Annotated in this window: 14 protein-coding genes; 5 read left to right on the top strand and 9 right to left on the bottom strand. The window is 63.5% G+C overall.

Going from position 1 to position 13,872, the window contains the following annotated elements; translation table 11 throughout:
• Window positions 1–18: 18 nt before the first annotated feature.
• Window positions 19–1,335: an ArgE/DapE family deacylase gene (locus EN804_RS17925; RefSeq protein ID WP_135920529.1), complete on the top strand. Its 1,317-nt coding sequence runs from the start codon at window positions 19–21 to the stop codon at window positions 1,333–1,335.
• A gap of 22 nt (window positions 1,336–1,357) precedes the next feature.
• Here EN804_RS17925 and EN804_RS17920 read toward each other — a convergent pair whose 3' ends face one another.
• The 5 genes from EN804_RS17920 to EN804_RS17900 are packed head-to-tail and all read right to left on the bottom strand — an operon-like array spanning window position 1,358 to window position 5,978.
• Complete coding sequence (locus EN804_RS17920; RefSeq protein WP_135920527.1) at window positions 1,358–2,392, bottom strand: branched-chain amino acid ABC transporter permease; 1,035 nt, start codon at window positions 2,390–2,392, stop codon at window positions 1,358–1,360.
• On the bottom strand, window positions 2,389–3,264 hold the full coding sequence (locus EN804_RS17915; RefSeq protein WP_027045159.1) for a branched-chain amino acid ABC transporter permease: 876 nt from the start codon (window positions 3,262–3,264) through the stop codon (window positions 2,389–2,391). The genes EN804_RS17920 and EN804_RS17915 overlap by 4 nt, the downstream gene beginning before the upstream one ends.
• A gap of 9 nt (window positions 3,265–3,273) precedes the next feature.
• Window positions 3,274–3,987 (bottom strand): ABC transporter ATP-binding protein, encoded by a 714-nt coding sequence (locus tag EN804_RS17910; RefSeq protein ID WP_135920524.1) that lies wholly within the window; start codon window positions 3,985–3,987, stop codon window positions 3,274–3,276.
• Window positions 3,984–4,721, bottom strand: coding sequence for an ABC transporter ATP-binding protein (locus tag EN804_RS17905; protein ID WP_135861928.1), 738 nt, complete (start codon window positions 4,719–4,721; stop codon window positions 3,984–3,986). The genes EN804_RS17910 and EN804_RS17905 overlap by 4 nt, the downstream gene beginning before the upstream one ends.
• 3 nt (window positions 4,722–4,724) lie before the next feature.
• On the bottom strand, window positions 4,725–5,978 hold the full coding sequence (locus tag EN804_RS17900) for an ABC transporter substrate-binding protein (protein ID WP_135920522.1): 1,254 nt from the start codon (window positions 5,976–5,978) through the stop codon (window positions 4,725–4,727).
• Window positions 5,979–6,169: 191 nt separating this feature from the next.
• On the opposite strand from EN804_RS17900, the gene EN804_RS17895 reads away from it, so the two are divergent.
• Window positions 6,170–6,988, top strand: coding sequence for an alpha/beta hydrolase (locus tag EN804_RS17895; RefSeq protein ID WP_135881018.1), 819 nt, complete (start codon window positions 6,170–6,172; stop codon window positions 6,986–6,988).
• A gap of 181 nt (window positions 6,989–7,169) precedes the next feature.
• Window positions 7,170–8,564 carry a multicopper oxidase family protein gene (locus tag EN804_RS17890; RefSeq protein ID WP_135920520.1) on the top strand — a complete coding sequence of 465 codons (1,395 nt, stop codon included), beginning with the start codon at window positions 7,170–7,172 and terminating at the stop codon, window positions 8,562–8,564.
• A 33-nt stretch (window positions 8,565–8,597) separates the two neighbouring features.
• Here EN804_RS17890 and EN804_RS17885 read toward each other — a convergent pair whose 3' ends face one another.
• From EN804_RS17885 to EN804_RS17875, 3 genes are all read right to left on the bottom strand, one after another.
• Window positions 8,598–8,885 carry a PTS sugar transporter subunit IIB gene (locus EN804_RS17885; protein WP_127278918.1) on the bottom strand — a complete coding sequence of 96 codons (288 nt, stop codon included), beginning with the start codon at window positions 8,883–8,885 and terminating at the stop codon, window positions 8,598–8,600.
• 20 nt (window positions 8,886–8,905) lie between these two features.
• Window positions 8,906–9,367 (bottom strand): PTS sugar transporter subunit IIA, encoded by a 462-nt coding sequence (locus EN804_RS17880; RefSeq protein WP_135920517.1) that lies wholly within the window; start codon window positions 9,365–9,367, stop codon window positions 8,906–8,908.
• Between the two features lie 70 nt (window positions 9,368–9,437).
• Entirely contained in the window at window positions 9,438–10,844 is a 1,407-nt protein-coding gene (locus EN804_RS17875; protein WP_127278916.1) for a PTS transporter subunit IIC, read from the bottom strand.
• A gap of 343 nt (window positions 10,845–11,187) precedes the next feature.
• Here EN804_RS17875 and EN804_RS17870 point away from each other — a divergent pair, with 343 nt between their 5' ends.
• Window positions 11,188–12,501, top strand: a complete 1,314-nt coding sequence (locus tag EN804_RS17870; protein WP_135920515.1) for an NAD(P)H-dependent oxidoreductase — start codon at window positions 11,188–11,190, stop codon at window positions 12,499–12,501.
• A gap of 276 nt (window positions 12,502–12,777) precedes the next feature.
• The gene (locus EN804_RS17865) at window positions 12,778–12,987 is read left to right on the top strand and encodes a type II toxin-antitoxin system VapB family antitoxin (RefSeq protein WP_135916961.1); all 210 of its coding nucleotides are present in this window, start codon (window positions 12,778–12,780) and stop codon (window positions 12,985–12,987) included.
• Between the two features lie 48 nt (window positions 12,988–13,035).
• Here EN804_RS17865 and proC read toward each other — a convergent pair whose 3' ends face one another.
• Window positions 13,036–13,851 carry a pyrroline-5-carboxylate reductase gene (gene proC / locus EN804_RS17860; RefSeq protein ID WP_127278913.1) on the bottom strand — a complete coding sequence of 272 codons (816 nt, stop codon included), beginning with the start codon at window positions 13,849–13,851 and terminating at the stop codon, window positions 13,036–13,038.
• Between the last annotated feature and the right edge of the window lie 21 nt (window positions 13,852–13,872).

The following is a 13,872-nucleotide window of genomic DNA, read 5'->3' as shown; positions in this document are numbered from 1 at the left end:
TGCGAGGAAGGAACAATCATGGCCGATATCCAGACCATCATCGATGCCGCGCAGGCTGAAATCGAGGCCGACCGCGACTGGCTGATCGGCCTGGTCCGCGACATGGTCCGCATCCCTTCGGTCAATCCCAAATTCGAAGCCAATCCGGCGATCAATCGCGAGGCGGACGTCCAGGCGCTCTTGGAGCCGATCTTGAAGCACGATGGCTTCAAGACCGAACAATGGGACGCCTTGCCCGGCCGGCCAAATCTGGTCGGCGAATGGGCTGGAAGCGAAGACCGCAGCCTGATCCTGTGCGGGCACATCGATGTCGTGCCGGTCGGCGAGATGAAGGACTGGTCGGTCGATCCGTTCGGCGGTGAGATCACTGACGGCCGGCTCTATGGCCGGGGCGCGGTCGACATGAAGGGCGGCGTCGCGGCTTGCGTCGCCGCCGCGCACGCGATCCGCAAGGCAGGCATCACGCTGCAGGGGCGGCTGGCGATCCACTCCGTCGTCGACGAGGAGGCCGGCGGCTTCGGCGCCATGGATGCGGTGAAGAAGGGCAAGCTCGCCAAGGCGGTGCTGGTCGCCGAGCCGACCTGGGGCGATGTCCTGCCGGTCGAGGGCGGGCTTGAGTGGGCGCGGGTGACGATCCGTGGCCGCAACGCGCATTCGGCGCTGCGCTACAACGAAATCTATCCGCAGAGGCACGACAAGGGCCGGCTGAAGCCGGGCGTCAATGCGATCGAGATCGCGGCGCGGTTCATCGCCGCCGTCCGCCAATATGAGTTGGACCGGACACGGGCGAAGTCCCATCCGCTGCTGCCGGTCGGCATGAACACGATCAACATCGGTGTCATGCATGGCGGAACGGGCCTTGGCGAACATGGCCTGCCGACGGTGATGACCAATCCGGCCATCATTCCCGATGTCGCGGTGCTCGACCTCGACATGAAATTCCTGCCGGACGAAAACTCGTCGGAATACCGCCGCGACTTCGAGGAGTTCGTCCATCATTTCGCCGAGGCCGACGCCTGGCTGCGCGACAACCCGCCTGTCATCCAGTGGGAACTCGGCGGGCTGCATTTCCCGCCCATGAACACCCCGGTCGACCATCCGCTGGTGACGTCGCTGATGAAACGCAAGGCCGCTATCGGCAAGACGCCGAAGGCAAGCGGCTTCGTCGCCGTGTGCGATGCCGCGCATTATGCCGGCGCCGGCGTCGACGGCGTCATCTTCGGCCCGTCGGGCGACGGCTTCCATGGCGCCAACGAATATGTCGAGGTGGAATCGGTTGTCGAGACCGCCAAGGTGATCGCCGCTTCGGTGATCGACTGGTGCGGCGTGCGCTGAGCGGAGCTATTGTTCCAGGCAGTCAGGCCGGGCGTTTGATCCGCCCGGCGACCGCACCCCATGCCGACCTGATCATGCCTGCCAGTCCGCTGGGATAGGCCAGCATGACGCCGATGATCAGCACCGCGGTGATGATCGGGCGCCATGCCCCGAAATCGGCCATCCACTCGGCGAAGATCGTCAGCACGAAGGAGGCGACGACGGCACCGTAGATGGTGCTGGTGCCGCCCAGCAGCACCATCGACAGGATGATGGTCGCCAGGCTCATGCCGAACACGTCGATCGAGGCATTGCGTTGGTAGGCGGCGTAGAAGGCGCCGGCAATGCCGGTGAAGAAGGCGCTTGCCGCCAGCGTCAGCATGCGCTGGCGAACGATCGAGACGCCGCGGCTGATGGCGTATTCCTCATTGTCGCGCAGCGCCACGATGCTGGCGCCGGCGCGCGAGCGCACGAACACGCGCAGAAACAGCGTGCTCGCCACCAGCAGCGCCAGCGCGATGTAGAAATAGGCGAATTTGGCGTCGCGGACCATGTTGTGGTCGAACCAGTAGAGGCCGGGGATACGCACGATCCCTTGCGTGCCACCGGTGATGTCGGACTGGCTGAGGATCACCTGCATGACCAATTGCGCGAAGCCGAAGGTGACCAGGATGATATAGATGCCCTTCAGGCGCAGGATCGGGATGGTCACCACGATCGCGGCAAGCGTGGCGATGATGCCGCTGGCAAGAAGCGCGATCCACGGGTCGAGCCCGGCCAGCTTGGTGAGCAGGCTGTAGGCGTAGACGCCAATGCCGAACAGCGCCAGATGGCCGAAATTGAAGACGCCGCCATAGCCGAGGCTGAGGTCCCAGTTCGACGCCACGATGGCGTAGATGAAGGCCATGATCAGGATGTGGCGGGCATAGGTGTCGCCAAAGACGAGCGGCAGCAGCGCCAGCACGACGAAACCGAGCACGAAGCCGACGGCTTCGTGCTTCCACGGCGTGCGGCCGGGTGCGATCGGGGTTGCCGCCGCTGTACGGATCTGGGTGATCGGTGAGGTCATGTCGGTCATGCGAGGCCTCGTGAGCGGCTGGCGAAAATGCCCTCGGGGCGCACCATCAGGGTCAGGATCAGCACGCCGAACAGCAGCGCCGGCGTCCAGTAGAGGCCGAAATAATAGCTGCACGCGGCCTCGAAGAAGCCGATCAGATAGGCGGCGAAAATCGGTCCCGATATGCTCGATATGCCGCCGAACACGACGACGATCAGCGCCTTGAGCAGCGGGTCGCTGCCCATGACGGGCGACATGAAACGATAACCGCCCATGAAGATGCCGGCGAGCCCCGCCAGCGATGCGGCGATGGCGAAGGCGAGCCCATAGAGCGCGGTGACGTTCAGCCCGACCAGATGGCTGGCATCCTCGTTCTGCGCCACCGCACGCAACGCCAATCCGAGCCGCGTGCGGTTGAGGAACATCCACAGTGCCGCCAGGATCAGCGGCGTGATGACGATGATGGCGATCTGGTGGAGCGAAACGCCGACGCCGCCGATGGTGGCGTTGCCGTCGATCAGCGCCGGGATCTGCTTGGAACGCGGCCCCCAGATGGTGAGCGCTCCGTTCTCGATCAGAGATCCGGCGGCAAGGGTGGTGATGACGACGACCAGCACGATGTTGGGCCGGCCGATCAGCGGCCGCACGACGCTCGCCTGCAGGATCCAGCCGACGCCGGCCATGACGACGACAGCGATCGGAAAGGCCACCGCCGCGGGCAGGCCGAGCTCGACCAACTGCCAGGCGATATAGGCGCCCAGCATCATGAACACGCCATGGCTGAAGTTGAACACGCCGATCGTCGTCCAGACCAAAGCCAGACCGACCGCCATCATGGCGTAGAGCGAGCCCTGGAACAGGCCGCCGAACAGGATTTCCGCCAATGCGCTCATTCGACGTTCCTAGTGTCCGAAATACATCGACATGATCTCGCCGTGGTCGAGGCTTTCGCCCGGCTTGATCTCGGTCGCCACCGCGCCATGGTTGACGAGGTAGAGTTGCTGCGTCAGCTCCAGCAGGAATTCGATGTCCTGCTCGACGACGATGAGCGGCACGCCGCCGCGCGAAATGTCCATGACGGAGGCGCAGAGCTCGTCCTTGATCTTGGGCGCCAGCCCAAGCGTCGGCTCGTCGAGGATCAGCAGGCGTGGATGGCTCATCAGCGCCGTGCCGATCGACGCCATCTGGCGCTCGCCGCCGGACAGCGTGCGCACGCGCTGGCGCCAGCGTTCCGCCAGTTTCGGGAACAGCCTGATCACCTTCTCGCGGTTCTCCGCCTCATGTGGGCGGGCACGCGGCGAATAGGCGCCCAGCTTCATGCAGTCGGCGATGGAGAGGTCGGGAAACAGCCGGTTGCCTTGCGGCACGTGGATCAGGCCGGTGCCGACGATGGCGCGGGCGCTGAGGCCTGATATGTCTTGCCCGTCGAACAGGATGCGGCCGCTCTTCGGCCGCAGGAGACCGGAGATGGCGCGCAGCAGCGTCGTCTTGCCATGGCCGTTCGGGCCGAACAGGCCGACATTGCCGAAGCGGCCGGCCTCCATCGAAATGTCGTGCAGCACGGTGACGCGGCCATAGCCGGCGGTGACGCCTTCGACGGTGAGGATGGGATTCACGCCACCGCCCTCCGGGTTCCGAGATAGGCTTCGATGACGCGCTGGTCCGCAATCACGCTCTCCGGTTCACCGGCGGCGAGCACGCGACCATTGTTGAGCACCAGAAGGTGCCGCGACAGGCTCATCAGGAAGGTCAGCACGTGCTCGATCAGGAGTATGGTGATGCCGCGCTCGGCGGTGCGGCGGATCAGCCCGATCGACGTCTCGATCTCGGGCTTGGTCAGGCTCGACGCCGGCTCGTCGAGCAGAAGCATGCGGGGCTTCATGGCGATGGCGGTGGCAAGCATCAGGCATTTGCGTTCGAAGACGGAAAGCTCGCCGGCCAGCCGCCCGAAGGACGCGGGCCCCAGCCCAACGAATTCCAATGCCTCGGCCGCCGCGTCTCGGGCGGCGGCCGCCGCTTTCTCCTGCCGGCCGTAGCTGGCGCCGATCAACGCGTTCTCGAATACGGTCAGCCCGTCGAAGCTGGTCTCGCGCTGAAAGGTGCGGGCAAGGCCAAGGCGCGCGATGGCATGTCCAGGCTTGCCGTTGATCGCGGTCCCGTCAAAACGGATGTGGCCCCTGTCCGGCCCGAACGGGATGCCGGTGATGATGTTGAACAGCGTGCTCTTGCCGCTGCCGTTCGGACCGGCGATGCCAAAAATTTCGCCGGCCTCGACCTTGAACGACACGCCGTCGACGGCCTTCAGCGAACCGAAGGCCTTCGACACGTCGTCCAGTTCAAGCAGAGCCATGCCTCACTGCATCCAGGGCTGCGGCTTGAAGGCGCCGGTGGCGTATTTTTCCGGCGAGATCAGCGTGCGTTGGCCGTCCCAGATCTGGAAGAAGGTGATCGGGATATAGTCGTCGCCCTGCGTCGCGAGATGCGTGGCGGGATCAAATTTCAGCCGGCCTTCAGCGACTTGCTTGTCGGTCTCCGACAGCGCCTTCATGATCGCCGCATGGTTGGATGCGCCGCCGACCTTCTTGACCGCGTCGAAATAGACATTGGTCATTTCATAGAGGCCGACACCATAGGTGCCGCTTTCGACGCCGTATTTGGCCTTGAATTTGGCCGCTACCTCGTCGGCGCGCGGGTTCTTCGGCGTCGTCAGGGCACCGCCCAGAAGATTGTAGATGACACCGTTCGACTTCTTGCCCGTGAGTTCGACGAACTCCGGAACGCTCGGCGCATATTGCAGGAAGACCAGGCTCTTGGTCGGCTGCTCGAGGAACTGGTTCAGGAAGGACGCCGAATTGCCCGGCAGATAGTCGGTGTTGATGACGACGTCGGGAACGTTCTCGCGCACCTTGGCCAGGATCGGGCGCCAGTCGGTCACTTCGCCGAACGGCACGATCTCGTCGACCGTGATGGTCCAGCCCTTCTCCTTGAAGGTCTTCTTCATGCCTTCGGAGATGGTCTTCGAATAGGCATTGTCGGAGGAGATGATGGCGACCTTCTTGGTCGGCAAGGTGATCTTGCCGTCGGCCGCGAGCTTCTCGACGAACAGGGTGACGTCGGTATTGTAGGCGTCGAAGGATGGCGTCAGGGACCAGCAGCACATGTATTTGTCGGGGCTCGGCGCGATGATGTCCCTGGTCTGCTGAGAGGTGGCCGCCAGCATGTAGGGCATCTCGGCCTCTGCCATGTTGTCGATCTCGAAATTCGTCAGGCTGGCGTAGCCGGTGAGCATGAATTGCACGCCGGGATCGCCAAGTAGGCGTTCGACCGCGCTGGTGACGTTGCCGGCGGACTGATCCTTGACGTCGCCGACCACCAGTTCGAACGTGTTGCCGACAACGCCGCCGGCGGCGTTCGCCTCATCGATCGCCATCTGCACGCCGCGTTGGAATTCCTGGCCGTCCGCCGCGGCAGGGCCGGTGATCGGCGCCAGCAGGCCGATCTTGACGACATCGGCGAAGGCCGGTGCGCTCGCCGTGGCAAACGCTGCGATCAGCGCTGTGCTCATCAGCATATGGCGGATTCTGTTGCCTGCGGATTTGGATTTCATCGTGCCGTTCCCTGTTTTCCTCCCGTTCATCGGGAGTTGGATAATTGACAATCTACGCATAATTGTTCTTATTTGAAAAGGATTTTTCAACGGCATGAGACCGGGAGAATGTTATGGCAGGGCTAGGGGAAGGTGGCGGCGCTTTGTTGTGCAACTGCCTCGAAACAGGGCAATTCCAGACGGAGCCAAAGATGACGATCTCGCAGAACACCCTTGAAACCAGCCACGGCAGGATCGCCGTTCGCGAGACCGACGGCAAAGGCACCGCCGTGCTGCTGATCCACGGCAATTCGTCTTCCGGCGCGGTCTTCCGCAACCAGCTCGAGAGCCCGCTCGGCGAGCGCTACCACCTCATCGCTCCCGATCTGCCGGGGCACGGCGCGTCCGGCGATGCCATCGATCCGGACCGCTCCTACAGCATGGAGGGCTACGCCGACGCGATGACCGAAGTGCTCGGCCTGCTCGGTGTCGGCAAGGCCATCGTCTTCGGCTGGTCGCTCGGCGGCCATATCGGGCTGGAGATGATCGACCGGTATCCTGGCCTGCTCGGCCTGATGATAACGGGCACCCCGCCGGTGTCGCCCGAGGAAGTCGGCAACGGCTTCAAACCGAGCCCGCATATGCACCTTGCCGGACAGGAGGTCTTCACCGCCGCCGACGTCGAGGCTTATGCGCGCAGCACCTGCGGCGAACCGTTCGAACCGTTCCTCATCGACACGGTCGCGCGCACCGACGGGCGGGCGCGACGCCTGATGTTCGAGAAATTCGCCGCCGGCACCGGCCGCAACCAGCGCGAGATCGTCGCCGGCAAGACACCGCCGATCGCCGTTCTGAACGGCATCGACGAGCCTTTCGTCAACACCGATTTCGTCGCGGCGGTCAAGTTTTCCAACCTGTGGGAAGGCAAGGCGCATTTGCTCGACAAATCGGGCCATGCGCCGTTCTGGGATTCGCCCGACCGCTTCAACCCTGTCTTCGCTCGTTTCCTGGCGAGCGTCGATCAGGCATAAGTCGTCGGGATCCTGGGGAGGCAATGACTCGGCCCTGGTGTCAGAGGGCACGAAACCGACTTCGGTTTCGAAGTGATGGCGCAAGCAATCGCCAATGTGCAATGTGTCGACGTTTGCGCCGGTGGCTCGCCTGTGATCCAAGGCGCACTGGATGCGGGTCACCCTGCAGTTGGAGCGCTGAATGACCCTAATCACACGCCGCAGGCTTTTGAAAACCGCCGCCATCGCTGGCGCGAGCGGTGTCGGGCTTGCCGCGATCGGCAGGATTGGCGGCTCGGCCGCGGCCACGCCCGAGCCGGTGGTGCTGCGGACGGCAAAAATCCAGGCGAAGCTTATGGATGTCGGCCCGACCAGGGATGTACTGACCTATGGCAACGCCGGAATGCCGCCGGTGCTGAGGATGAAGAAGGGCGAGCCCTTCGCCGCGCGTCTGATAAACGCCATCGACGATCCGACGACCATCCACTGGCACGGCATTCGCCTGCCGAACAAGATGGATGGCGTGCCCTTCCTGGTGCAGCCCTATGTCTACACCGGCGATCATTTCGACTATGCCTTCACGCCGCCCGACGCCGGCACCTTCTGGTACCATCCGCATTGCAACACGCTGGAGCAGATGGGGCGCGGCCTGACTGGCGTGATCGTGGTCGAAAACCCGAACGATCCGAAATTCGACGCCGAATTTGTCCTCAATCTGCGCGATTGGCGCCTTGGCGACGACGGCCAGTTCATCGACCAGTTCCGGCCGCGCGATGCGGCGAGAACCGGCACCTACGGCACGGTGCGCACCGCCAACTGGCTCGACCAGCCGCAATATGACGCGCCGGCCGGCGGGTTGGTGCGGCTGCGCGTTGCAATCACCGATGTCACCCGAATCTACGCCTTTCGCGTCGACGGTGCCGACGCTGATGTCATCGCGCTGGACGGCAACCCGGTGCCGCGGCGTTTTGCACCCGATGCCCTGCTGATCGGACCCGGTCAGCGTCTGGAACTCGCAGTCCGCATGCCCGACGACGAGGGCGCGCTCGTGACCTTGCGGGACGTCAGGGGCACCAAGCCGAAATCCCTGGCGACGCTGCGCGCGGTTGGAACCTCCCTCAAACGCGACAGCCGCGATCTCGCGCCGCTGGAGGCCAATCCGGTGGCCGAGGTCGATCTCACCGCTGCCCGGCATATTTCGCTGACGCTCAGCGCCACGGCGGAGAACGTCCCGAGCGACGGCATATGCGGCTCGCTCGGCTACAGTTTCTGGGCGATCAACAAAGTGCCGTGGCCGGGCGATACATCCGATCCAACCGCGCCTTTGGCCGAATTGAAGCTCGGCAAGAGTTACATCATCGACATGGAGAACCTGACGCCGCAATCGCATCCGATGCATCTGCACGGCATGAGCTTCAAGGTGCTGTCGTCGTCGACGCGCGCGGTTCAGCCGCTGATTTCCGACACCTACCTCATCCAGCCCAATGAGAAGGTGAGCCTTGGTTTCGTCGCCGACAATCCCGGCGACTGGCTGCTGCACTGCCACATCATCGAGCACCAGAAATCAGGCATGACGAGCTACGTCAGGGTGGTTTGAAGCCAGGCCATCGAAGGCCGCGTTGTCCGCGCCCTATTTGCGCAGTTGCGCCTCGATCTCGTCGAGCACCTTGTCCTTGCCGATGCCGGTGAGGAAGGCGAGGCCCTTGATCACCGGCTTGGTCACCGAAGCCGAGATCGGCGTGGTGGCGACGATGAAGTCGACGCTGTCGGCCAGCCCCGGCACTTCGGTCGCCTTGGCCTGCTGCGCGTTGAAGGTAAGACCGCGCTTCTTCATCGCCTCGGTCACGGCGACGTTGACCGCCGTCGAGGTGGCGATCCCGGTACCGCAGGCAAAGAGAATGGTTTTCTGTTTGGACATTTGCTGCTCCTCCTTGGTTATCAGCCGAGCACGGCACGCACGTCGTCGAGGTTCCTGGCCGACCTCAAGGCGTCCAATGCATCTGGATTCTGGATGGTCTCCATGACGGATTGCAGCGCTTCAATCTGCTTGTCCCTGTCATTGATGGCAAGCAGGAAGACGAAGCCGACCGGCAGCTTCTCGTCGGGGTCTTCCATGTTGGCGAAGGTCACCGGCTGCTTGAGCGTGCCCATTGCGATGCCGGGCTTCAGCACATGCTCGGGATCGGTGTGCGGCACCGCGACATTGTCGGCGCGTTCCAGCGGCAGCCCTGTCGGGATGGTCATTTCGCGGCGCACGACCGCGTCGGCATAGGAGCTTTTGACATAGCCAAGCGCCTCGAGCCGCCCGGCGAGGATGCGGATGATCTCCTCATTGGTCGAGGCATCGGATCCGAGCACGATCGCCTCGGGATCCAGAAGCTGCATGAGGCCGTCGGACATGTCTTGCTCCGTCGATGAATCGTGCGCCCGGGGAGGGCGCACGATCGTTTCAGATTGAAGCCGCCAAGGCTCAGGCGGTGTGTTCGGCCGGCTCGTCCTCGGCGCCTGCCGCCCGCTCCCAGCCGAGCGTATTGCGCCGGTAGAGCACGAACAGCGCTGCGATGACCACCGCGATGATGATGATGCCGATAAGGCCAAGCCCCTGGATCGCCTCGATGATCACGTAGGGCACCCACAGGAAGCCGTCGACCACCGAGGTGATCTGCAGCGCATCCGCCGGCAGCTTGAAACCCGATGCGACGGCCGCACTGGTGAACAGCGGCGCCAGCGCGTTGGCGACATAGAAGCCGATCGCCAAGGTCACCGTGCCGATCACCACCATGCGGAACACATTGCCTTTGACCAGCGGCGCGGTCATGGCGACGATGAACGGGATGACCGCCAGGTCGGCGAACAGGATGACGCGGTTGCCCGGCAGGATCACCGACAGGATGATCGCGATCGGCACCAGGATCAGCGACGACGAGATCGCGGCGGGATGGCCGATCAGGATCGCAGAATCGAGGCCGACCAGAAGCTCACGGTCGCCGGTACGCTTGCGCACGAATTCCTGCGCCGCGTCGGAAACCGGAAGCAGGCCTTCCATCAGGATCTTCACCATGCGCGGCAGAAGCAGCATCACCGCGGCCAGCGTCATGCCGGTGCCCAGCACCTTGGCCAGGACCACACTGAGATCGCCCGCATTGTAGAAGGCGATGGCGCCGAGCACGAGCCCGATGATGAGGCCGAGCACGACCGGTTCACCGAACACGCCGAAGCGGCGCTCGATGGTTTCGGTGTTGATGTTGATGCGGTTGATGCCGGGAATGCGATCCATGATCCAGTTCAGGATGATGGCGATCGGCAGGATCTGCGCCGAGGCGAGATGCGGCACCGAAATGCCGGGAACGCCGTAGAACTGCTGCACCGCGCGCGCCGACCAGTCGGCGAAAAGCAGCGAAAGCGCCGCGACGAGCGCCGCGATCGCAATGCCGTAGGCCAGATTGTCGGTGGCGGCGACGACAAGCGAGCCGACGAAGGCAAAGTGCCAGAAATTCCAGACGTCGACATTGAGCGTGCGCGTCATGCGCGTCAGCAACAGCACGATGTTGACCAGGATGCCGACCGGGATGACCCAAAGTCCGACAGATGAGCCGAAGGCGATCGCGGCCGCCGAGGGCCAGCCGACATCGATGATGTCGCGATGGATGCCGGTGTTGGTGACGATGGCCTTGGCCACGTCGCCGATCGACGTGAACATCAGGCCAAGCACAAGGTTGATGCCGATGAAGGCGACGCCGATGGTGACGGCGGCGCGAAAGGCCTTGCTGACCTTGGCGCCCAAAACCACGGCAATGATGAAAATGACGATCGGCAGCAGGATTGTCGCGCCGAGCGTGTCGATGGCCCCCTTGAGGCCAGCGAGTAGAGTATCCATTCTTCCTCCCCTGGAGCCACGGGCTCTGCCCGAAGGTGCTCCGTTGTCTCGTCCACGCCTTTGCCGCGCCTTGGCGCAAAGGCCTCCCCAAATCTAACGAGAGGCGAAATGCTCGTCCGAGCGGTGTTTCGGAGTGAACATTTGCCTTTGTTAGCAAACGAATGTTTTATTGTGGCTGTTCACGACAATGTCAATTGGCAACCCTTTGGGCCAATAATTCGCGGCGAATGCGCCGTTTCCCGGCGATTCCATTGGAAATCGCCGGCCGCGAGCGGTTTCATTGGCACAGCGGGCCCGTCCCTGCTAATCCGGCCTCGAATCAAGAAGCTGTGGACATCCCTGCATGACCAATGTCGCCTTGACGGGACTTGCCAGCGATCTCGCCAGACGCGCCGCCGAGGGCCGCCCCGTGCGCATCGGCGTCATCGGCTCCGGCGAAATGGGCACCGACCTCGTCACGCAAGGCATGCTGATGCCGGGCATTGCGGTTTGCGCCGTTTCGACCCGGCGCCCGCACACCGCGCGCGATGCCATCCGCATCGCCTATGGTGACGAGGCGATGGCGGTCGAAGCCGATGCCGCTTCGAAAGTCACTGCTGCGATCGAGGCGGGAAAAATAGCCATCACCTCGAACGAGATGCTGGTCACCAATCCATTGATCGACGTCGTTATCGACGCCACGGGAAAGCCCGGCGTTGCCGCCGATTTCGACCTGATGGCGATGGAGCATGGCAAGCATCTGGTGATGATGAATGTCGAAGCCGACGTCACCATCGGCTGCTATCTCAAACAGCAGGCCGACCGGCTTGGCGTCGTCTATTCGGTCGGCGCCGGCGATGAGCCGTCGAGTTGCATGGAACTGATCGAATTCGCCTCCGCCCTCGGCCTGACCATCGTCTCGGCCGGCAAGGGCAAGAACAACCCGCTCAACCATGATGCGGTGCCCGACGACTATCGCGAGGAAGCGATCCGCCGCAACATGAACCCGCGCATGCTGGTCGAGTTCATCGACGGCTCCAAGACCATGGTCGAGATGTGCGCCATCGCCAACGCCACCGGGCTGGTGCCCGACGTGCCCGGCATGCATGGTCCCAAGGCCGACCGCGACGACCTCGTCAAGGTGCTGATCCCGCGCGAGGACGGTGGCCTCCTGCTGAAGAAGGGCGTCGTCGACTACACCATCGGCAAGGGTGTGGCGCCCGGCGTCTTCGTCATCGTCGAGGCGACGCATCCGCGCATCATCGAACGCATGGACGACCTGCATATCGGCCACGGCCCTTATTACAGCCTGTTCCGGCCTTACCATTTGACGTCGCTCGAAGTGCCGCTCACCGCCGCCCGCATCGTGCTGTTCGGCAAACCGGACATGGTGCCGCTGCCGCGGCCGGTTGCCGAGGTCTGCGCCGTTGCCAAGCGCGATCTCGCCGTCGGCGAGACCTTCGATGCGATCGGCGAAACTTGCTATCGCTCCTGGACGATGACCGTTCGCGAAGCCCGCGCTCAGCGCGCCGTCCCGGTCGGCCTGCTCGAGGGCGGCAAGGTGCTGAAACCAGTCAGGAAAGGTGATCTGCTGACGGCCGACAATGCCGCGCCCGACCAGACGACCAGGCTGTTTGCGCTGCGCCATCTGCAGGATGAAATGCTCTACGGAAGCTAGCCTCGCATTGCCGGGAAAGCGGTAACCGCAACTTCGTCATCCTGGGGCGAAGCAAGGAGCGTAGCGACGCGGCGCAGACCCCAGGATCCATGCCGTGATTTAGAGGCGTTGCAGCGGTGGCAGAATTTTGCTCCGCTGCGCCCTTCCATTGAGCTCCCGGCATGGATCCTAGGGTCTCCGCGACGGAGCTTCGCTCCTGCTTCGCCCTAGGATGACGACGTTAGGAACTACCGCTCAGGCTTCTATTCTGTCAAAATCATAGCGTCGAGGACCCAGATGAAACTCTACATCAGAAATCCGCGCGCACGCGAATTGGCGAGACGGCTTGCAGACTTGCGCAATACGTCGATGGCCAAGGCGGTCTTCAAAGCGCTTGAATCCGAACTGCAGCGAAAGCAACTCTCGCTCGCCAAAAGGCTTGCCATCATAGCTCACGATCTTAGAGCCAAGGCAGGAGCGGGTGGCCGAACTATGGATAAGGAATAGATCAGCGACATGTGGGGATATTCCTGACACACCCCGAGCTGTCCCCGCTTATTTCCCCAGTTCGATCGACCTTAGCCGCGCCGCTTCCACCGCGTCGGTGAGCAGCTTGGTCAGCCGGTCCTCGCCCATCAGCACGCCAAGCGCGGCCGCCGTCGTGCCGTTGGGGCTGGTCACCTGCTGGCGCAGCACACCCGGGTCCTCACTGCTTTCCGCGGCGAGCGACGCGGCGCCGTAGACGGTCTGCATGGCAAGCAGCCTGGCGGTCGCCGCCGGCAAGCCGGCCTTCTCGGCGGCCACGGTCAGCGCTTCTATGAAATGGAAGATGTAGGCCGGACCCGATCCGGACACGGCGGTCACCGCATCCATCAGGCTCTCGTCGTCGATGGTGGCCACTTCGCCGCTGGCCGAAAGCAGGTCGGCGACGAAACGCCTGGCGTCGTCGGAAACCAGGGGATTGGAAAACACCACCATCATGCCCTTGCCGATGGCAGCCGGCGTGTTGGGCATGCAGCGCACGATCGGCGCGCGGTTGCCGAGGATTTGCTCGAAGGTGGCCGACGGCGTTCCGGCGGCAATGCTGACGAAAGTGGTGCGGCCGTCGCCGAAGCGCTTGTAGGCGGCGGTGACGTCACGGATCACCTGCGGCTTCACCGCGATGATGACGAGTTCAGGTACGGCATCCGTCGGAATGGCTTCGGCTTCCGCCGCGGTGCCGCAGCCGAGTGCGGCGGCGCGATTGCGCAGGTCCGCGTTGGGCTCGACCACGAAAACCGCTGAGGGTGCGAGCTTGCCGGACTTCAGCCAGCCCGAGAGCATGGCGTAACCCATATTGCCGCAGCCGGCGAGAACAAGCCTGATCGTCATCGAGAGCCCTCCGAGGAAAGG

Source organism: Mesorhizobium sp. M8A.F.Ca.ET.161.01.1.1, assembly GCF_004792105.1.
In the GTDB taxonomy this organism is placed as follows: Bacteria; Pseudomonadota; Alphaproteobacteria; order Rhizobiales; family Rhizobiaceae; genus Mesorhizobium.
Note: the sequence above shows the minus strand (reverse complement) of the source record. Positions and strands in the feature narration are given on the sequence as shown.